General features: G+C 68.0%; 12 protein-coding genes and 7 pseudogenes. 9 read left to right on the top strand and 10 right to left on the bottom strand.

Annotated features, from left to right (window positions below):
• Window positions 1-245 precede the first annotated feature (245 nt).
• A pseudogene (locus ACIBB8_RS33095) lies at window positions 246-338 on the bottom strand (type I-E CRISPR-associated protein Cas6/Cse3/CasE); the annotation flags it as partial.
• Between the two features lie 249 nt (window positions 339-587).
• The gene (locus ACIBB8_RS33100; protein WP_398958467.1) at window positions 588-2,132 is read right to left on the bottom strand and encodes an FMN-binding glutamate synthase family protein; all 1,545 of its coding nucleotides are present in this window, start codon (window positions 2,130-2,132) and stop codon (window positions 588-590) included.
• 445 nt (window positions 2,133-2,577) lie between these two features.
• On the opposite strand from ACIBB8_RS33100, the pseudogene ACIBB8_RS33105 reads away from it, so the two are divergent.
• Window positions 2,578-3,767, top strand: a pseudogene (locus ACIBB8_RS33105) (IS110 family transposase).
• A gap of 100 nt (window positions 3,768-3,867) precedes the next feature.
• Here the strand turns inward: ACIBB8_RS33105 and ACIBB8_RS33110 are convergent.
• On the bottom strand, window positions 3,868-4,131 hold the full coding sequence (locus tag ACIBB8_RS33110) for a hypothetical protein (protein ID WP_398958469.1): 264 nt from the start codon (window positions 4,129-4,131) through the stop codon (window positions 3,868-3,870).
• Between the two features lie 106 nt (window positions 4,132-4,237).
• Between ACIBB8_RS33110 and ACIBB8_RS33115 the strand changes: the two are divergent.
• From ACIBB8_RS33115 to ACIBB8_RS33125, 3 genes and pseudogenes are all read left to right on the top strand, one after another.
• Window positions 4,238-4,780, top strand: a pseudogene (locus ACIBB8_RS33115) (transposase); the annotation flags it as partial.
• A gap of 689 nt (window positions 4,781-5,469) precedes the next feature.
• Window positions 5,470-7,332 carry a CocE/NonD family hydrolase gene (locus ACIBB8_RS33120; protein ID WP_398958471.1) on the top strand — a complete coding sequence of 621 codons (1,863 nt, stop codon included), beginning with the start codon at window positions 5,470-5,472 and terminating at the stop codon, window positions 7,330-7,332.
• 326 nt (window positions 7,333-7,658) lie between these two features.
• Window positions 7,659-7,895 carry a hypothetical protein gene (locus tag ACIBB8_RS33125; protein ID WP_398958472.1) on the top strand — a complete coding sequence of 79 codons (237 nt, stop codon included), beginning with the start codon at window positions 7,659-7,661 and terminating at the stop codon, window positions 7,893-7,895.
• Between the two features lie 166 nt (window positions 7,896-8,061).
• Here the strand turns inward: ACIBB8_RS33125 and ACIBB8_RS33130 are convergent.
• Together ACIBB8_RS33130 and ACIBB8_RS33135 are read right to left on the bottom strand one after the other, a co-directional pair.
• A pseudogene (locus ACIBB8_RS33130) lies at window positions 8,062-8,301 on the bottom strand (transposase); the annotation flags it as partial.
• A gap of 102 nt (window positions 8,302-8,403) precedes the next feature.
• Window positions 8,404-8,844 (bottom strand): VOC family protein, encoded by a 441-nt coding sequence (locus ACIBB8_RS33135; RefSeq protein ID WP_398958475.1) that lies wholly within the window; start codon window positions 8,842-8,844, stop codon window positions 8,404-8,406.
• Window positions 8,845-9,453: 609 nt separating this feature from the next.
• Here ACIBB8_RS33135 and ACIBB8_RS33140 point away from each other — a divergent pair.
• A pseudogene (locus tag ACIBB8_RS33140) lies at window positions 9,454-9,739 on the top strand (amidohydrolase family protein); the annotation flags it as partial.
• On the opposite strand, the gene ACIBB8_RS33145 reads toward ACIBB8_RS33140, so the two are convergent.
• Together ACIBB8_RS33145 and ACIBB8_RS33150 are read right to left on the bottom strand one after the other, a co-directional pair.
• Window positions 9,736-10,593, bottom strand: a complete 858-nt coding sequence (locus ACIBB8_RS33145; protein ID WP_398958506.1) for a serine protease — start codon at window positions 10,591-10,593, stop codon at window positions 9,736-9,738. The pseudogene ACIBB8_RS33140 and the gene ACIBB8_RS33145 overlap by 4 nt on opposite strands.
• Window positions 10,594-10,910: 317 nt before the next feature.
• Window positions 10,911-11,093 (bottom strand): annotated as a pseudogene (locus ACIBB8_RS33150) (alpha-ketoglutarate-dependent dioxygenase AlkB); the annotation flags it as partial.
• 175 nt (window positions 11,094-11,268) lie between these two features.
• On the opposite strand from ACIBB8_RS33150, the gene ACIBB8_RS33155 reads away from it, so the two are divergent.
• Complete coding sequence (locus tag ACIBB8_RS33155) at window positions 11,269-12,870, top strand: peptide-N4-asparagine amidase (protein ID WP_398958478.1); 1,602 nt, start codon at window positions 11,269-11,271, stop codon at window positions 12,868-12,870.
• Window positions 12,871-13,164: 294 nt separating this feature from the next.
• On the opposite strand, the gene ACIBB8_RS33160 is transcribed toward ACIBB8_RS33155, so the two are convergent.
• Complete coding sequence (locus ACIBB8_RS33160) at window positions 13,165-14,217, bottom strand: M14 family zinc carboxypeptidase (RefSeq protein ID WP_398958480.1); 1,053 nt, start codon at window positions 14,215-14,217, stop codon at window positions 13,165-13,167.
• 527 nt (window positions 14,218-14,744) lie between these two features.
• Here ACIBB8_RS33160 and ACIBB8_RS33165 point away from each other — a divergent pair.
• Window positions 14,745-16,004 carry a M14 family zinc carboxypeptidase gene (locus tag ACIBB8_RS33165; protein ID WP_398958483.1) on the top strand — a complete coding sequence of 420 codons (1,260 nt, stop codon included), beginning with the start codon at window positions 14,745-14,747 and terminating at the stop codon, window positions 16,002-16,004.
• Window positions 16,005-16,597: 593 nt separating this feature from the next.
• Here ACIBB8_RS33165 and ACIBB8_RS33170 read toward each other — a convergent pair.
• Window positions 16,598-17,833: a DUF4158 domain-containing protein gene (locus ACIBB8_RS33170; protein WP_398958485.1), complete on the bottom strand. Its 1,236-nt coding sequence runs from the start codon at window positions 17,831-17,833 to the stop codon at window positions 16,598-16,600.
• Between the two features lie 220 nt (window positions 17,834-18,053).
• Complete coding sequence (locus tag ACIBB8_RS33175) at window positions 18,054-18,506, bottom strand: VOC family protein (RefSeq protein WP_384442586.1); 453 nt, start codon at window positions 18,504-18,506, stop codon at window positions 18,054-18,056.
• A 21-nt stretch (window positions 18,507-18,527) separates the two neighbouring features.
• Here ACIBB8_RS33175 and ACIBB8_RS33180 point away from each other — a divergent pair, with 21 nt between their 5' ends.
• Window positions 18,528-19,130: a CGNR zinc finger domain-containing protein gene (locus ACIBB8_RS33180; protein WP_398958487.1), complete on the top strand. Its 603-nt coding sequence runs from the start codon at window positions 18,528-18,530 to the stop codon at window positions 19,128-19,130.
• Window positions 19,131-19,135: 5 nt separating this feature from the next.
• Window positions 19,136-19,495 (top strand): annotated as a pseudogene (locus ACIBB8_RS33185) (SRPBCC domain-containing protein); the annotation flags it as partial.

Raw genomic sequence — 19,495 nt, forward strand, 5'->3', positions numbered from 1 at the left:
GACGACCGCCGCGCCCTCGTGCCCGGCGCCCCGGCCGACCTGGTCTGGCTCGGCGCCGACCCCCGCACGGCCGACCCGATGCGGATTCGCGACATTCCCGTACGGGGAACCTGGCTCGCGGGCCGCAGGACGTACGGCGCCTGAACGACCGCGCAGCCACAGGGACCGGGCTGATGGACCACGGCATCGACATCGAGCGCCGGGTCCGTGGCGGACTCCTCGAAATCGGGTCGTACAGCGGGGACCATTCCCGGGGTAAGCGTGCGGCGCAGCGCGGCGGGGTCGGTCACTTCGAGCCGGCCGTCGAAGGTGACCGTCACGATGGTGACGGGCTTCCTACGGATACCGCCGTTCACGGTCGGGCTGATCGGGCGCATTGCCGTACACGTGCGCGAGACAGTCACACGACGGCCCGCCGCCCTCCGTGCGGCGGGCCGTCGTCATGCACGGACTTCATCTCTCGTGAACCTTCCCAGGCCCAGCGATCAGCAACTGCTGCCCAAACCGGGTGACAAACGCTGCTGCTGAACGTGAACAAAGCCACCCCTTCGAGGGGTCGCAACCTGAGCGGCTTACATGGCCGCCCGTCAGCCGGCAGGCTTCTGGAGAGGGGTCGGTTTGGTGGTGAGCAGCGCGGTGACCTCTTGGGCGAGCTCCGGGCCGAGTTCACCCCAGCCGTCCTTGTAGCCGTAGACGCTCGCCAGGGTGCGGGCGTCGTAGTCGCCGTTCATGATCTCGATGTCGGTGGTGGTGATGAGTGCCGGGTGGGCGACGCCGACAGCTCCCGAGACCTTCAGCAGTTCCTTACGCAGGGTGCGCAGGTAGACAGCGGCCCGGGTGGCCTTCGAGGGCGCGTCGACACCGCGCACCAGCCACGGGTCCTGGGTGGCGATGCCAGTGGGGCACTTGTCGGTGTGGCATTTCTGCGCCTGGATGCAGCCGATGGACAGCATTGCCTCGCGGGCGACGTTGATCATGTCGACACCCAGGGCGAAGGCGACGGCGGCGTTCTCGGGCAGCCCGAGCTTGCCGGAGCCGATGAAGGTGAGGTCGTCGGTCAGACCCCGCTCGGCGAACGTGCTGTAGACACGGGAGAAGCCCATCCGGAACGGCAGCGACACCGAGTCGGTGAAGATCAGGGGAGCCGCCCCGGTGCCGCCCTCGCCTCCGTCGATGGTCACGAAGTCGACCCCGCGATCGCCACGCGCCATGAGCGTGGCCAGCTCCTGCCAGAAGCTCATCTCCCCCACAGCGCTCTTGATCCCAACCGGCAGACCGGTCTCGGTAGCGAGCAGCTCCACGAAGTCGAGCATCGAGTCGACGTCGTGGAACGCGGTGTGCCGAGAGGGGGAGGCGCAGTCCTTGCCGGCCGGGATGCCGCGGATCTTGGCGATCTCGGGGGTCACCTTCGCGCCCGGCAGCATCCCACCGAGGCCGGGCTTGGCGCCCTGGGAGAGCTTGATCTCTATCGCCTTGACCGGGGCGCCTGCGACCACGTCCTTGAGCTTGTCGAGGTTGAAGGTGCCGTCCTCGTTACGGCAACCGAAGTACGACGTCCCGATCTGGAGGACGAGGTCACCGCCGTTGCGGTGGTACTGCGAGAGGCCGCCCTCGCCCGTGTTCTGCATCGCGCCGGCCAGCGCCGCGCCCTTGTTGAGCGCCGTGATGGCCGGGCCGGACAGCGATCCGAAGCTCATCGCCGAGATGTTCACGACGCTCGTCGGCCGGAACGCCTTGGCGCGCCCGCGCGGGCCGCCCAGCACCTTGGCCGAGGGCAGCGGGGCCTGCGGGTCGTGCAGATCGGGCAGCGTGCCGGCGAACGTCCGCTGCTTCACGTACGCGTGCCCTTGCACGTGCTCGACGTCTACGTCGGTTCCGAACCCGAAGTAGTTGTTCTCTTCCTTCGCCGACGCATAGATCCAGGTGCGCTGGTCACGGCTGAACGGGCGCTCTTCCTCGTTGGACGTCACGACGTACTGGCGCAGTTCCGGCCCGATCGTCTCCAACAGGTACCGGGCGTGCCCGATCACGGGAAAGTTTCTGAGCAGTGCGTGCTTCTTCTGGACGAGGTCACGGGCAGCCACCAGAGCCAATGCTGTTGCGGCGGCCGCGCCGATGCTCCGAGCGCGCATGAACGTTCCTCTCCTCGGCTGCTCGATACCCGACGCCATCGCTGTGCGGCGGACGTCGTGGGCGTTTGGCGGCGGACACGGCCAGGCAGGCATCGGCGTCCGACGACGAAACGCCACATGATGTTAGACGTCTCGCGGATGAGCGGACGGGGCAGGGTGCGTGAGTCCGGCCGCGCTGCTGGCATCCCCTAGACGAGTCTTTCCGAATACGGTCAGTGGTCCCTACCTTGTTGATCGGGATGAGCGAGCCATTCGTAAGGTTGGCTCACCCAGGGGTGTCGGGTGTGGCTTTCAGTGGTCTGCCGTCCGTGGCTTCCTACGATTCGCCGCCCGACACCCCCCGACGACTCGGCTGCTGATTAGGAATTGCGATCCGATCGCTGAGTAGGGACTCGCCGGCGAGGTCGTCTGTGGTGCAGGTAAGCAAGCGACCCGTGGAGAGCACGTGACAGCGATCTGGGCCGGCATCGATGCCGGCAGGACCCATCACCACTGCGTGGTGATCGACGACACCGGCAAGCGGCTGCTGTCGCGGCGAGTGGCCAACGACGAGGCGGAGTTGCTGAAGCTCCTGGCCGACGTCCTCGCCCTGGGCGATGAGGTCACCTGGGGCATCGACCTGGCTGATGGCGGCGCCGCCCTGCTGATCGATCTGCTGCTCAACCACGAACAGCACACGCTCTACATCCCCGGCCGAGCGTCAGCCGTGCCTCCGAGGGCTACCGGGGCGAAGGCAAGACCGACGCCAAGGACGCCGCGATCATCGCCGACCAGGCCCGGATCCGCCGGGACCTGCAACCCTTGCGGCCCGGTGACGAACTGGTCGCCGAGATCAAGGTCCACACCGGCCATCGCCGCGACCTCGCAGACGACCGCACCCGCGTGATCAACCGGCTCCACAACCACCTCACCAGCATCTTTCCCGCTCTGGACCGGGCTCTGGACCTCACGAATGCCGGCCCGCTGATCCTGCTGACCGGCTACCAGACCCCAGCCGCCATCCGCAGGACCGGGGCCCGGAGGCTGGAGACCTGGCTGCGCAACCGGAAAGTCCGCAGTGCTGCCGAGCTTGCCGAGAAGGCCCTGGCGGCCGCCGAGAGCCAGCACACCAGCGTGACCGGGGAGAAGCCGACGGCCCAGCTCGTGCACACGCTCGCCAAGGAGGTGATGCGCCTCAACGAGCAGATCGCCGAAACCGACAAGCTCATCGAGGCACGGTTTCGCGAGCACAAGCACGCCAAGGTGATCGCGAGCATGCCTGGCATCGGGCCCCTGCTCGGCGCTGAGTTCCTCGCCGCCACCGGCGGCGACATGACGGCTTTCGAGAGACCGGACCGCCTCGCCGGGTTCGCCGGCGTCGCCCCGGCTCCGCGCGACTCGGGCAAGATCAGTGGCAATCTGCACCGGCCCAGACGTTACAGTCGGCGGCTCCAGCGCGTCTTCTACACCTCCGCGCTGATCAGCATCCGCTGCTGTGACGAGTCCCGCCGCTTCTACGACCGCAAACGCGCCGAAGGCAAGCGGCACACCCAGGCCGTCCTCGCCCTTGCCCGCCGCCGGGTCAACGTCCCGTGGGCCCTGTTGCGCGACGGACGGTGCTACGAACCCATACCCCCCGTCACGAACGCTGCTTGACAAAGAGATTAGGAATCATAGGCGAGTGCGGCGAACCGGCCCGCTGGTGCGATCCCGTCGTCCCGGCCGTGCCGTAGCGATCGACCACCGCCAAGTGGAGTCACACTTGGGGAGGTGCGTCTCCACCGAGGAGGGTGATCAACTGGGCGAGGATGGAGTCGAGTTCGCGGCCGAAATCGGCGATCCGAGGATTGCCGTAGTCGGCGAACAGCAGGCTGGGCTGTTCGACGGCGAGTTTCGTGTCGCCGTCGGGGTCCGCGTAGAGCAGGGTCCGAAGCGGCGCGTTCAGCATGACCGAAGGGTCGTGGCGGAACATGCGCTCGGCAATGGTGATCTCGTACTCCCAGCCGTGTCGCTCGACCAACTGTCCCGGCCATTCCAGGGCTTCCGCGACCTTCGGATCCTGCAGACGGACAGCCGGTTTGACATTGAGGACCCGTACCGTTCCCGCGCCAGCCTCGTCGCCCCCTAGCGAGCACCTGCGCAAACGCCGGGCCGAGGACCCCGCCGTCCCCGTCAAGCACCACTTCGAAGAGATCAAAGCCCTCGGCTTCACCGGCTGCCTCAACCTCCTGCACAAGTAAATCAACCAAGGCCGCGCGGACGCCGACCGCAGCCACATCTCCCCGCGTCGGCTCGCCCGGATGCTCCTCGCCAGGCCCTACAACCTCAAGACCGAGCATCACGACCTCCTGGCCCGGCTCATTGCAGCCTGCCCCGAGATGACCCAACTGGCCGCCAATATTGGGAACTTTGCGACTTCCATACGTCTTGCGCAGCAATCGCCGACCGGCTCTCTCACTGGTTCGTCCAGGTCCGCGCAGCCGATCTGCCCCATCTGCACGCCTTCACCCGGGGCCTGGAACGGGACGGCGACTCCGTGATCGCCGCGCTCACACTTCCTACGGCAACGGCCCCACCGAAGGCGTCAGTACCAAGACCAAGTGGGTCGCGCGCAGATGCACGGACGAGCAGGCTTCACCCTTCTTCGCCACCGCGTCCTCCTCGGATAGCAGCACGCTCCGTCACCACCGAATGTGAGACAGGGCCGTTCGTTTGACAGACCCGCTTCACAAAACACCCGCCGCTCAGCAGTCAGGCCTCCACCCATCCCATACCGCATCCCATCGGCATGCCGCAGGAATCACCAACAGTCACCACCCGACAACAAAGCGACAACCTCAGTAGGTGGAGGATGGATGAACCTCCGGAGGAGGGTGGTGTCGCCCGTCGCGGCGGCCGGTGCACTGACCATCATCACGAGCCTCACCGCGGGCGGTTTGCCCGCGGCGGCACAGGCCACTCCCGCGTCGGCTGCTACGAGTACCGTGTCCGGCAAGCGCCGGCCCCGCTGTGGGGGGCGCCGGACGGCCGAACGCCGGTCAGACACCGATCACATGCGACGACCCTGCCCTCGGGCGCGCCGGGCTCCGTCGCTTTACGCGCTCCCGTGAGCCGCCGTGACCAGCCCCGGTCGGGACATCTGCGGCCGCACCAGCAACACGTCGCTCATACAACCCTGTTGACGCGTTCCCATGATGATCATAGGCTGCCTCGCCGTCGGCTCCGGCGCGCACCCGGAATCCAGATTCCGTCCGTCTGCGCGCGGCCGCCCCTCGTCGACCCGTCGACGGCGGGTCCGGGGTCGCTGTCCGACAGCGCCACCTGCACCGCCCGGTACCGACAACTCCAGGAGGAGCAAGTGAGAAGACGTCGCGCGGCCGCCTGGGCCGCCTCAGCCGTCATCACCACCTTCGCGTTGACCGGCACGCTCGCCGGACCCGCCGCCGCAGCGCCCGGCGCGACATCCGGGTCCGCCACCGCAGCGCAGACCCGGCCGGAGGCGGTGGCCACCGCGACCGACCCCGTCACGCACGAGGAGAACGACCGCGTCCCGAAGGGCTCGCTCTGGACGCAGCACTACTTCCCTTCCTCGGACGGCAGCGGGGTCGAGCTGCACGCCGACGTGCTGCGCCCGGCAGACCTGCCGGCGGACGCGAAGACGCCGGTGATCCTGTCGGTGGGCCCGTACTTCTCCCACGCGGGGGAGACTGCTCCCGCGGGGTGGGACCGGGTCGGGCCATCGGCGCGCTTTCAGGATTTCATCAACGGCGCGCGGCTCATGGAGCGTGGATACACCTTCGTGATGGTCGACCTGCGCGGCTTCGGCGGCAGCACCGGGTGCCTGGACTTTCTCGGCCCGGGGGAACAGGCTGACATCAAGGCGGCCGTCGAGTGGGCAGCGAGCCAGCCGTGGTCGACTGGCAAGGTCGGCATGTACGGCAAGTCGTACGACGCCAACACCGGGCTGGCGGCCAATACCCTCAAGCTCAAGCCTCTGCGGGCGATCGTTTCCCAAGAACCGACGTGGAACAGGTACAACTACCTGTACAGCAACGGGGTGCCGCGCTCCAACGTGACCAGCACCCCGCGGGGTTACTACTCGATCACGACGATGGCGCCGCTGGCCGATGACAGCGACCACTACAAGGCGAACGCGGGGTACGAGAAGAACCACCCCGAGTGCGAGAGTGACAACCTCACCAACACCCAGAACCCCGACCCGAAGTCGCCGTTCTGGCGTGCCCGCGATTTCGCCTCCCGCGCCGCCGGATCGCAGACGCCGCTGTTCGTCACGTCGGGCTTCATCGAGGACAACACCAAGCCCGAGGAGATGCAGAAGTACCTGGCCAACCATCAGGGCCCGCAACGCGGTTGGATCGGCCAGTGGGAACACGTGCGCGGTAACGAGACCAATGCCAGCGGCCGGCTCAAGATGGGACGGGCGGGCTGGTTCGACGAGGTGATGCGGTTCTACGACCAGTACCTCCGCGGCATCGAACCGTCGGTGACCGACCCGGCGTTCTCCCTCGAGGACAGCCTCGGTCACTGGCGCGCCCAGCCGGCCTGGCCGGTGACCGACAACTCGTACAAGGTGCGGCTGGCATCCGGGCAGTACGTCGACGACGGCGGCAAGGCGCAGAAGGCCGCCTTGCCGATGACGGCGCCGGATTCTCACGGCTGGGACATCGAGTACGCGCCGGAGGTCGGCTCGCTGACGGCTGACCAGACGAGTGTGCTCAGCGCCGACGCACCCGCCAACAGTTACTGGACCTGGTCCACGCCCGCCGCTGAGCAGGTGCGGATCACGGGCAGCCCGGAGATCACGCTGAAGACCAGGGGGCAGGGCAACGTCTGGGCACGGCTGTGGGACGTCGCTCCGGACGGCAAGGCGACGATGTTCAACGAGAACGTCGCACTGCTGGAAAGCAGCGGATCAACCTCCTTCGCCCTGAAAGCGACGGACTGGACCTTCGAGCAAGGGCACCAGCTGGGGGTCCAGATCGGAACCATCACCTCAAACGGCTGGCGGAGCGTTCCCTCGGGTGAGACGATCACGGTCTCCGACGCGCGGCTCGCCCTCGAGGTGCAGGACCCGCGGTTCGACTCACCGACCCAGGGTGACCGCTCGCCGTACCTGGACACGTACGTGAGGGCGAACACCACCACGCTGAACAACGTCGGCACCCCCACCTTCCCGCTGAGCATCTCAAAGAACGGATGACCTAGACGACCTGTCCTTCGCTTGGGTCGCTTGCCGCCGCTCTCGGTGAGGGTGACGAGAGCCGAAAGGGGCGGGCCGCACGGGTCCTTCGTGCGGCCCGCTGTTGTGCGGGCTCGATGGTGCTACGGCAGGTCTTCCAGTCGGGCAAGCAGACCTGCGGCGGTGGCCACGGCCGCGATGGCATCGGCGCGGGTCCAGGTGAAGTCCTCGGTCGTGCCCTCATCGTCGTGCGGGGCACTGCTGAACAGTGCGTAGGCGCTCTGGGTGAGGACGGCCCATCACTCTTCCTGCGTGCGCTCCGAGGCCTTCCTCTTCGTTGCCTGGTCGTGGACCTTCTGTGTGTCGCAGGCCTTGCGCACGGGGTCAAGGGCCTGGCGGGCAAGGGTCACAGCGTGCTCGTAGCGCTGTCGCGGATCGCGGTCTTTGCCTCGCGGATCCGGCGCGCGGCGGTGGTCCGGGCCTCCATGATGGTGATCGGAATGAGGACGTCGACGAAGGCGCCGGCCTCGCTCTGGGTGAGGGCCTCGCTCCACGGCTTTCCCGTCCTCCCTGACCGGTCGTGACTCCGGCGACTACTACGGGGCCTCCGTCGCCATAGGACTCGCATCCAGTAGGCGATCCCACGTTCGTCCCTGCTTGTACGTTCTAGCGCGACACAGGCGTCCCACTCATCTCCTTGAATGTCCTCGCTGGACATCGCTCCGCACTCCGGAAGTGCACGGGGGAACAACGGACGAGACGGCGGTACTTGTCGTGGTCGTAGCCCCGATCACCGAGCACGATGTCCGGGTGGCGCCCTGGCCGGCCGCGCTTGCCGCGCACGGGCGGAACCGCTTCGATCAGTGGGATGAGCTGGGTGACGTCGTAGCGGTTGCCGCCGGTCAGTGTGACGGCGAGCGGAATGCCGGTGGCGTCGGTGATCAGGTGGTGCTTGCTGCCCGTCCTGCCCCGGTCCACTGGGCTTCGTCCCGTCTACCAGGTGGGTCACGTCACGGGCCAGCAGCTCCTGGCTGATCGAGCGGTTCAGAACCTCGATGATCTCGTTCGGCTGCATGGTCCGGTTCCTCCTTCTCAGCGCAGTTGCTCGGCCAGTCCGACGATGATGCCCTCCGGGCCGCGGAGGTAGCAGAGCAGATAGCTGTCCTCGAACCGGGCGATCTCGCCGACGAGTTCGGCGCCGTGAGGGCGCAGGCGGGCAACGGTGTCCTCGATGTCGTCGACGGCGAACATGACGCGGTGCGTGCCCAGAATGTTGTGCGGCCGGTTGTGCGGCCCGGCGCTGATCACCGCGGGGCTGCGGTACTTCGCCAGCTCGAGCCGGCTGTGACCGTCCGGGGTCCGGACCATCGCGATGTCACAGCGGACGCCGTCGAGTCCGGTGCACTGGTCGGCGAAGAGGCCCTCGACCTCCGCCCTGCCCTCCAGCTCCATACCGAGTTCCACGAAGAACGCGATGGCGGCATCCATGTCCTCTACGACGATGCCGACGTTGTCCATCCGCTGAATCGCCATGCTGGTTTCTCCTTCTTCCTCGTGCGGCCGGTAATGGCCGCTGCTGTCCCTGGGACGGAGCTGGTGGCACGTTCTCGCCATCCGCAGACCGCCGAACCCCGAATAATCTGGATCGCGCCTCAGCACCGCTACAGCAGACCCGCCAGCCAGGCGCCACCACCGAGGGTGAGTGCGGCGCAGGTGGCCACTCCCATGAAGACGATCAGCCGCAGCGTGCCGTCCCCGCTTTTCAATACTTCCTCGACGATTCGCAGCGTGCGCGCTTGAGCATGCGCCTCCCCGATTAATTCACGGCGCCGGGTCACCCTTGGCAGGTGGAGTTCCCCGTGCCGCTCGCCCTCGCCGCACCCGTCCAGGCCCCGCCGCGCGGCGCGAGCTGGGGGCCGCGCCGGCCCCCGCCAGGCCCGGGCATCCATGGACGGGAATGCAGATCAGCGCTGAATGGGGCTCTGGGAAAAAGCTCCGTTACGTCACCGTCCAGCCGAACCTCGTCGCCGAGGTACGCCATGCGCCACCGGTACCGGCTGGCCGCTGTCGATGCCGCCGCGGTGGAAGTCGCGCAGCCGGATCTGCCGGCCCGCGACCGCGTCTTCAAGGTGATCGAGGGCGGGCGTGCTGTCCCTGGAGGAGACGGTGGCGCATCTGACGTCCCGTCCGGCGGCCCGGCTGCGCCTGCCGGACCGCGGGCTCGTCCGCGAGGACTACCGCGCCGACCTGGTCCTCTTCGACCCGGACACGGTGGCGGCGGGCTCGGCGGGCTCCGCGTTCGAGGCGCCACGCACCCTGCCGGTGGGCATCCCGCACGCGCTGATCGACGGGCGGTTCGTCATCGAGGACGCCGCCGCACGGACGTGCTCTCGGCCGGTCCGTACGGCGTACGTCCTCTGCGTACTAGGCCTGGGGCTCGGGGAGTTCACATCCCTTGCGGCCCAGTTCGAGCTTGCTGCCGTCGACGACGCACGGCACGATCCCGTAGGTCTCCTGCGCGTAGCGCGTGCCGTGGCGGACGGTGATGAGCCCCTTGCGGTCGACCTCGCAGGGGTTGTTGAGCGTGCACTGCTCGCCGTCCTCGTTATGGGTGTTGTTGACGGCGATCACGCGTCCGGTGTGGTCGTCGATCACCGGAGAGCCGGAGGTGCCGCCGATGGTCTGGCACTCGGGCGTGTAGCGCACCGAGTCCTTCCAGGTCCACCAGTACTCCTTGAGCTGGTCCACGAACCCGTCGACGGAGCACTTGTACTGCTTCTTCCAGTACCCCGACGTCACGGTGATCTCGGTGTTCTTGCGCGGGTGGCGCGGGTCGAGCAGCAGCGGCCGTACGTGGTACTTGCTCTCGATCTCGGCGTAGGTGGCGGTCGTCCGGTACAGCGAGATGTCGGTGTCGGTCATCGTCGCGTACGAGATCTGGTCGGCCTGGAGCGTGCCGAGCACCCCGGCGTCCTCGTCGAGGAGCTTGAACGTGCGGGTGGACGGCCGGTCCACGATGACCTGGCCGGCCTTTGGAAAGCCGCCCTCGATGCAGTGCCCGTTGGAGAGCACGAGGGCGGGGTCGTCGGGCTGTGACTGCGGGGTGCGCACGACGGAGCCGGAACAGTTGCTGAGCGCGACGGTGCCGGCGAACGTGACGGGCGCGTCGTTCGGTCTCGCGCGGGTGCCGGCGTCCCCGCCCGCGGTCCCGGCGACGGCGGGTGCCGCGCCCGCGCCGACCAGGGCGAGCGCGAACGCCGCGCCGGTGAGCGCCTTGCCGATCCTCGGTGAGCGACGTGTCGTACGTGTCATCGGTGCTGCGGGTGACATTGGGTGGAGCCCCCTTGCCGACGCCGGGTGTGACGTCTGTAGCCGATGGTTGCCGTGCGCATTCTTCGGTGCCGACGGGCGGCGGGACAAGGGGTGGGATCAAGTCCGTGTCCCCCCACGGTCCGCGGGCGCGGAGGACGCGGGCACGGGCCGGGCCCGGTGCACATGCAGATCCGAACTCGCGCGCGGGGTGCGCGACTTGGTGTTCACCCAGGTCACGTCTGCTCCGGCGGGGTCGCCGGGGCGGCGGACGGGGGCCGGGTGCCGGCTCAGCGCACCCCGTACGGCCGGAACTGGAAGCTGATCCTGGGCCCGGCAGCCCGCGCCGACTTCGGGATCGCGTGTTCCCAGGTGCGCTGGCAGGAGCCGCCCACCACGATGAGGTCGTCATGCCCGAGGGCGCTGCGCACGGTCGGCCCGCCGCCCCCGACGGGGCGCAGCAGCAGGTCGCGAATCTGCTTGACGTCCCATGGAGCTCTTGAGGGGTGGCGAGTGATGAAACCGCGCAAGGTTCGCGTTCCGCCGGAGTTCGCAACAATCGATTTTTCCGCACGAGTGCACAGATCACGACAAGGTCGATCATTCGCCCCTGGCGCACTTGTTCGTACCGCGCTTCACTCCTGACTCATGAAACGACAGATCACGTCCATGCTCGCCGGACTGGCGCTGGCCGCCGGATCGGCGTTCGGCGCGGGCCCGGCGGCCGCGGCCGAGCCGGTTCCCGTGGAGTTCGGCACCGACTGGCACGACCCGCTGACCGCGGCGCCGGCCATCGAAAAGCCCGACACCCGATCCTGCGAAGTCACCATCACAGAGGCGCAGTTCCGCGATTTTACGCCGTACAGGGGAAGTTACGCCCCGCCCACGGAGTGCGGAGACCGCTGGAGCAAGGTGGTGCTGCGCCTCGACGGAAAGGTGAAGGGCCGTCAGTACGACCGGCTCGGCTACCTCCGTATGGGCGGCGTCGAAGTGTTCCGTACGTCTACACCCGAGCCCTCCGTCGACGGGATCACCTGGTCGGTGGAGAAGGACGTCACCCACTACAGCGACACACTGCGCCGCGAGCAGCCCGTCGAAATGCTCATCGGTAATGTCGTCGACGAAACATACACCGGCGTCATCGACGTCAAGGTCACGCTGACCTTCTATGCCGCGAAGGGCAGCACGAAGGCCGCCGAAACGCCCGACAAGGTGGTCCCGCTGAAGGGCGCCACGCTGACCACGCCGCGTAACTCCGAGCGTATCGTCGCCGAGGTGTACGCCACCGGATCCGGCGGCGGCTGCGAGGAGTACTGGTACCTGACCGTGCCGGACGCCGCGTCCTACTCATGCAAGGCGGACAAGGGCCCGTACCGCGAGGTGCAGGTCAAGGTCGACGGCCAACTCGCGGGAATCGCAGCACCGTTCCCGACCGTGTGGACCGGCGGCTGGTCCAACCCCTTCCTGTGGTACGTCGTTCCGGCGCCGCGTGCCTTCGACGTGAAGCCGATCGAGTACGACTTGACGCCGTTCGCCGGCATCCTCAACGACGGGCGCGAGCACCGCGTCGAGGTGTCGGTCGCGGGCCTGCCCGAGGGGCAGAGCGGCTGGAGCACGCCCACGAACGTCCTCGTCTGGCAGGACGAGGGCAGCGAGCACGTCACCGGGGCGCTCACGAAGCACGATCAGAGTGATCTTTCCAACTCGACGACGATCACGCCCGGTTCACTGAACCGGCTCGACACCAAGGGTGGCCACCGGCTCACCGTCGCCGGCTATGTGAACACCTCGCACGGGCGCGTCGAGACCACCGTCTCGCGCACCCTCGCCAATACCTCAGTCCACCACTGGACGGAGGACGAGAACACCGACGGGCTCACGTCACGCTGGGACGACGACGAGACGGTGACCGTGGACGGCCGCGGCCCGGCGCGGGTCGCGCACACCCATCGCGTCTACACCATGGATGGCGAGACCACGATCGGCACGGACAACCGGCTGCGCACCGTCCTCACGCTCGGGGACCGCGCGGACACCTCGGTCGTACGCGCCGGCAAGCGCATCTCCTGGTCGCGGCTCGACGACACGTACACCGGCGACGCCACCTGGACGCTGGGTGTCCCGCGTGACCAGCGCCATGCCGTCGGCACGTCGAACGAGCGCTACCGGCTGGACGGGTCGGAGGGCTGCTACGACCGCACACTATGGACCGAGCAGGGCGTCCTGACGGAGGACCGTACGGGCTGCTGAGCCCACGCGGGGCCCGGCCGTGCGTGCCGGGCTCCGCCAACGGCCATCGCCCCCACCGCGCCCTGGGGCAAGCCGCTCCACTACGCCCGCTCCCCCACCGATGATCGAGCCCGGGCAGACCAGTCACCTGCAAGTCCGCCAACGAGATCGACTCGGCGGAACACTTCGCGAGTACCAACGTGCTGCTTGACCTGGTCGGATGATTAATCGACACCCACACTGCCAGGCGGCGGAACCCCCGGGTCACCGCCCTCTGAGGGGCTGTGACCCGGGGGCACCGGGGTGGTGCCGTCGTCAGCAGGTGTTGCACTGCTGGGGAAGAGTGTCCCAGAAGGAGGTGTCCGCCTGGTCTATCGAGCCGTCGGCGACCGCCTGGATAGTGGCTTCCATGGTGAGCACCGACTGCCGGATCAAGTAGCCGTTGGACTTCTGGCCGAGTACATACGGTGCGTACTCGTGGTCGCTCATCCCGCGCATCTCGAACAGCAGCGTGGCGATGCCGTACTCGGCCGCCATGCCGTTACGGCCGATGGTGTTGGCCGAGCCCCCGTCGTACCGGCCGATGTGGCCCCAACCGGTTCGGTCTACGTTGTGATACACCACGGAGCCGAGCCGCTTGGACTTCTCGACCAGTTCGGGTGAGATGTCCGGGGTCGTCGGGTACAGGATCGAACCGGACACCAGATCCCCGTTCACGCGCGACTGGGTGCCCTGGTGGTGCAGGTCGATCGCGTAGTCCACGTCGTAGGCGCGCAACACATTCTCGTGCAGGGCCCGCGTCTCGGGCTGCTCCTTGGCCACGTGGTCGCGGTTGAGGTCGACCTCGTTGGCGTTGTAGCGGGTCAGGTGGCGTTCGCCTTTGGCGAGGTAGCCGTCGAGGGGGAAGTTCACGTCACCCATTGCGCCGTCGGCGTTGAACATCGGGATGAAGAGGATGTTCACGTCCTTGAGCAGCGAGGCCTTGGACGGCGAGCCGAGGGACTTGATGGTGTGCAGCATGGCCTCGGTGGTCAGCTGCTCATTGCCGTGCTGCTGCGCCAGGTACAGGATGGTCGGGTTGTCCGGGTTGCTGACGTATTTGACCAGGTGGATGTCGCGGCCCTTGACGGTCTGCCCGATCACCTCGAGCTCCATGGCGTCCTGCTTGGCATCCTGGGCCTTCAGGAAGCGGGCCACGTCGTCGTAGGTGGACAGGATCGAGGTGTTGATCGTCTCTTTGCCCCGGTAGTTGGGGCCTTCCCCAACCGCACCGGCGGTGCCGGTGAACAGGGAACCAGTCAGCAGGAGTGCGCCGGCGAGGGCGACGGTAGTAGTACGGGCGGATCTGGTGAAACTGGACCTACGCATGTGTTTCTCCCTGGTATCGCGAGCAGCGCCTGACGGCGGGCGAGCCTATGATCTTGATGAAAACCCGTCAATGCTGTTGTGTCTCAGTGGCGTTACTGCAGATGAGAGCATTTGGCAGGAAAATGTCGCGAAGTGCATGGCCGTTGCAGGCAGGTCGGCCGCCCGCCGGGCCAGGCTCGTATGCGACAGGAGCAAGTCCCCGTTCACAGATGTCTCTCGGCCGCCTAGTAGGGCTTGGTCAGGTTCGCATTGGGATGGGTATGTCGCGGGGGTAGCGTGCCGCCGGGCGGACCGGAGGCAGGGTCGGCACCATCCGGGGTGCGGCTGTCTGCTGCCGATGGCGTTGTGCCGGCCTTATGGGCTGACCTGACGCACAGCCGGCGCCGCCCACCTCCAGGCCTTCGGGGCCGTTCACCGACATGGGCATTCATGTACGCCCCATTGACCTTTCCTTGACCATCGGGTCAGCATCATCCGGAACGCCCCCCACACCAGTGCCACCCGTAACGTTGTGAGGAGCCCACCCCATGCGCACCTACCGCAGCACGCGGAACACCCGTCCACGAGCGCTACGCACAGCCGTTGCCACCGTCGCTGCCTCCGCCGCCCTCGGCGCGGTACTGGTCACCTCACCGGCCGCCGCCACCGCCACGGCCGCCGAAAGCGATCCCGGCAACTGCAAGACCTCCGACGATCCGTCCTGGTCCGGCTGGACCGACCATAATCAACTCGGCGCCACACTTCGGCAGATCGAGAAGACCAGCAAGGGCCGGGTGCAGGTCGAGGTCGCCGGGCGCACCACCCAGGGCCGCGAACTGTGGGCCGCGCGAGTGGGCACCGGTCCCCGCGTCCTGATGGTGACCAGCGCCATTCACGGCAACGAGCGCACGGGCACGGAGGCCCTCATTGGCATCCTCAAGGAGCTGGGTTCAAGCTCTGGTCCGAAGACCGCCGAACTCCTCAGCAAAGTCACCCTGGTTGCCATGCCGATGGTGAACCCGGACGGCGGCGAGCTCAACCGTCGTATCAACGTACGCTCCTGGGACCAGACCGTCGCGCAGTTCCCCCAGCTGGCCGGGGCGCCGCGGGCCTGGTACCACAGCCTCCGCGGCGACGGCATCGACCAGCCCGGCTATGACCTCAACCGGGACTTCAACCCGGATCTGAACTACGTCCCGCAGGCCTCCGACCTCCCCGGCGAGCAGACCGATGCCGGCTTCTTCCTCTCTCCCGAGTCGCGCGCGATCCGTGACACGTATGTGAAGATGCGCAATGAGAAGGGATCTGTCGACGGGTTCATCGATCTGCACCACATGGGTCCCTGCGAGCGCATCACGGGGGGCCCTCAGGACGGCAAGCTGATCACGGTCTCGCTGGACTATCCGCCGCTCGGTGTGAACGATGGGGCCAAGTACAAGAAGCAGTGGCCGAAGCTGGACCAGGACAAGTCCCGCCGCTATGCGCTCACGGTGGCCAACGGCATCGCCGACGCATACGGCGAACAGTCGAGGCTCGCCGCGACCGGCCGCTATCTCCACCCCGACGCGCGCGAATACGCCGGCCAGGGCCGCTCCGCTTTCGCCCTCAACGGAACCGGCACAGTCCTCTTCGAAGTCCGCGGGCAACAGGACGACTTGGGACAGCGGCAGCGCGGCATGTTCGTCCAGTCCGTACGTACCGGAGTGGAGTCCCTGATGACGGGCCTGGCCACGGGCAGCGCCGACCGGGTCAACGGGGACGACTTCTTCAAGCTGCCGGACTACGGGTGGGAGACCCCGGCGGACTGACCTCGCCGGAACAGGTCCCGTGCGCAGGCACGTGACCCACGGCAGCGACGCGGCCCGCGGCAGGTTCCCAACCTGCCGCGGTTACCGCGTCTGGTCGGGTAGCTGGAGACCATTACTGATCCCCGGCCCCCGCACCGAACAGCCCCCGGTCCTGGACGACGCCGTGCTTGCCGCCGACGCAGCCTCGCTCATGCCGCCGTGATGGCGGCGGCCGCCACGTTGGAGCCCGGCGACGTCACCACGCTCTCCCGAGACCGGGACGTTGTGACACCCGCCGGCCTGCTCGTGCTGCCCGAGCCCGTGGCGTGTGTGAACCGCACCGGTTCACAGGCCGACACCCTCGCCGCCCTGGACGACTCTCGCTACCGGCCGCCGTCAGACCGCGGTCAAGGGGTACCCCCGCACGCTGGTCCTTCGGATCAGCGCCCCGACCGGGGCAGCGAAGGAGATGCGGCGGGTCGGTTCAGAGGAGATCTGAACCAACTCCTGGGTCGCTCTCTTGGAAGCCGGTGTCCTTGACCGAGGTGTGGGGCGGTCCCCTCCCCGGTCCGACGCGACTACTCGGCCAGCTTGCCGTTGGGCCGCAAGGTGAATCAAGTGCCGTTCAGGCCCTGGCCGTTGATGTCACCCTGCTTCCTGTCGCCGGTGTACCAGTAGAGCGGCCAGCAGTCGATGGTGAGCTGCTTCGTGCCGTCGAAGCGGGTGTACGGGATGATCAGCTTCGGGTCGATGCCCTTGATGTTCTTCTTGTCGACGAGTTTGGCGGGCTTCCACTTCTCCAGGCGGGCGCCCTCGCAGTTGGACTTCATCGGCCAGGCGGTGTCCTTGGTGAAGCGGTAGAGCCTACGCCCTTTGCCGTCGCGGACGATCGTGCCGCGCTCCTTGTCGTCGACCGTGGACAGTGCGGGCAGGTCTTTTCGCTCGCTCGGTGCCTCGTGCGCCTGCACCTTCGCCTTCGTACCGTCCGGCGCGGCCGCGAACCAGGTGCCGCCGACGCCCTGACCGCGGGTCTGCCGAGGCGCCGTGTCCTGCGCGTAGCGGTACAGCGGCCATCCAGCGAGCGTCAGCTGCTTCGTGCCGTCGGCGCGCTTCACCGAGCCGAGCAGCCCAGGGTCCATCCCGCGGCCCGCCTTCGCGCCGTCGGCGAGAACCGGCGGCCAGGCCGTGGCGCAGATGTCGCGCGGCGAGCGGCGCAGCCGGTCCAGCTCGGAGAGGCGTTTGCCCGTAGGGACGACGACCAGCTGCTGCAGCCGCTCGGCCTGCTCGGCGGTCGGGGCCGCGGCGAGGGTGGCCCACAGCCGTTTCTCGGCCCGCTCGCGGGTGCCGGAGACCAGTCGTTCCAGCACGGTCACCCCGGGCAGCACCACCTCCTTGTCCACCAGACGCTTGCTGGCGAGGTCGAACAGCAGGGTGGGGCGTTCGTTGCCGATCCAGGCCCGCTGATACAGCCAGCGGGCGAGCGTGAACCACTGGTCGAACTCGAACTTCGTGTACCCGTAGCCCTCGCGGATCTGCTCCTGATGGCCCCAGCGAGCCTCACCCATGCCGTACCCGGCGAAGGCGGCCGGTTCCAGGCCGAGCTGCTCGGCGACGTAACCGACCACCACGGCGGGGACCTCCTCGGGATTCTCCAGGAAGGTGCCCAGGTAGCGGATGGTGCCGAGCTGGACAGCCCAGCCGATCCGGTTCCGCGCGCCGCGGGCAGCCATCGCCCTTCGGCGTGCGGTCTGGTCCAGCAGGAAGGACCCGGCGAGCTGTCCCTCGTCCGGGTCCTCGGTGAAGTGGCCGAAGCGCCTGCGCTGTTCCTCGCTCAGAAAGCTGGTGGGCACCGCCCGCTCCTTGATCCGTCGGCGTGATTCGCGCGAGACGGTGCCAGGCGAACCGCCGGAGCGTGAGGTGATCCCCTGTTCCAGCCCAGAGCATCACCCCATGTGATAGATGGGGCAGCCCGGACGGGAGGGGTGCGCGGGGTCTTCCTGGCGGCCGCCCGGCGGAGCCGACATCACCGCGCTCGCAGCACGGTGATGTCGAGGGCGGTCGCGGCCCGACCTACGCCGCGCAGAACTCGTTGCCTTCCAGGTCCTGCATGATCCACCAGTGCCCGGCAGGTCCCTTGTCGACCTCACGGACGCGGGTTGCCCCCAGTTCTTCCAGTCGGGCCACCAGCTTGCCGAGGCCGCCGGGCTCGCTGTGGACGTCGAGGTGCAGGCGGTTCTTGCCCACTTTGCCCTCGGGCACGTCCTGGAAGAGCAGCCGCCGGCCGCGGCCAACGCCGCTGGTCTGATCGAACGGGTCCTCGGGGTGGCGGATCGCGGCGTAGCCGCGGAAGGTCTTGCGGCCGCGATGTTCGACGACCGCCTCCTCGCCGATGTGGCCGGCGGCCAGCAGCTGCTCGATGAGAGCGCTGGGGTCTTCCACCTCGTACTCCAGGGCCGCGGCCCAAAAGTCCGCGAGGGCGGACGCGTTCGTGCTGTCGATGACCAACTTCCAACTCAATGCCATGTAACCAGTTATATTGGTTACATGGACTCCTCTGCAACCAAAGGGCTGACGCTGCACTCCCATACCGGCGTCGCCTACCGGTTCGACCCCGGCGCGCTGTGCCTGGAACTGCTGACCACCGGCGGCCCCGGCCCCTACCGCCGGTACGAGGTCTTGCACGAGCCCGCCGACCTGGCCGCCTGGGCGGACCGGTCGCGGCTGACGCCGACGCCCGTGCTGGAGATCTCCGAAGCCGAGGTGGCGGACGCCCGGAGGCTGCGCGACGCACTGTTTCGGGTGGTCATCGCCCACACACGCGGCGAGCCGAACCCGCCCGGTGACCTGGAGACCATCAACGAGGCAGCCGCCTGTCCAGACCTGGCACCCGCCATCGCGCCGACCGGGAAGCGGCAGTGGGCCGGAACCCCTACCGGCACCCACCTGGTGGCCGCCGTCGCACGGGACGCCGTCGAGTTGCTGACCGGCCCTTTCACGCACCGCATCCGCGCCTGCGCCGCCGAGGACTGCCACCTCGTCTACGTCGACACCTCACGCCCCGGCCGCCGCCGCTGGTGCTCCATGGAGCACTGCGGCAACCGCCACAAGGTGAGGGCGCTGCGCGCCCGCCACTCCGAGGAAGGATGACCCCGATGCCCACCGGACTCACCAAAGACGCAGGCTGGCAGATCGGCGTGTCCCGCACGCTGCCCCACCCCGCGCTCGCCGTCTGGGACTTCATCAGCAGCTCTGAAGGGCTCGCCCTCTGGCTCGGCCCCGGCGCGGTCCTCATCCCGGAACGCGGCGCTCCCTACCAGACGGCCGCAGGGGTGACGGGTGAGGTGCGCGGCTACCGCCCGAAAGACCGCATCCGCGTCACCCACGGCACCACCACGGTCCAGGTCGCCCTCGCCCCCACCGCCGACGGGGCCCGGACGATGCTCCGCTTCCACCAAGAGCACCTGGCGAGCTCCGAAGAGCGCGAACAGCAGCGGGCGCACTGGCAGCACATC

This window comes from Streptomyces sp. NPDC051286, from assembly GCF_044455345.1.
Lineage (GTDB): Bacteria > Actinomycetota > Actinomycetes > Streptomycetales > Streptomycetaceae > Streptomyces.

What these genes read in the sequence shown, in the direction of transcription:
- ACIBB8_RS33165 (WP_398958483.1), top strand. Translation starts at nt 14,745, where the DNA reads ATGCGCACCTACCGCAGCACGCGGAACACCCGTCCACGAGCGCTACGC.
- ACIBB8_RS33155 (WP_398958478.1), top strand. Translation starts at nt 11,269, where the DNA reads ATGAAACGACAGATCACGTCCATGCTCGCCGGACTGGCGCTGGCCGCC.
- ACIBB8_RS33100 (WP_398958467.1), bottom strand. Translation starts at nt 2,132, where the DNA reads ATGCGCGCTCGGAGCATCGGCGCGGCCGCCGCAACAGCATTGGCTCTG.
- ACIBB8_RS33180 (WP_398958487.1), top strand. Translation starts at nt 18,528, where the DNA reads ATGGACTCCTCTGCAACCAAAGGGCTGACGCTGCACTCCCATACCGGC.
- ACIBB8_RS33175 (WP_384442586.1), bottom strand. Translation starts at nt 18,506, where the DNA reads ATGGCATTGAGTTGGAAGTTGGTCATCGACAGCACGAACGCGTCCGCC.
- ACIBB8_RS33135 (WP_398958475.1), bottom strand. Translation starts at nt 8,844, where the DNA reads ATGGCGATTCAGCGGATGGACAACGTCGGCATCGTCGTAGAGGACATG.
- ACIBB8_RS33160 (WP_398958480.1), bottom strand. Translation starts at nt 14,217, where the DNA reads ATGCGTAGGTCCAGTTTCACCAGATCCGCCCGTACTACTACCGTCGCC.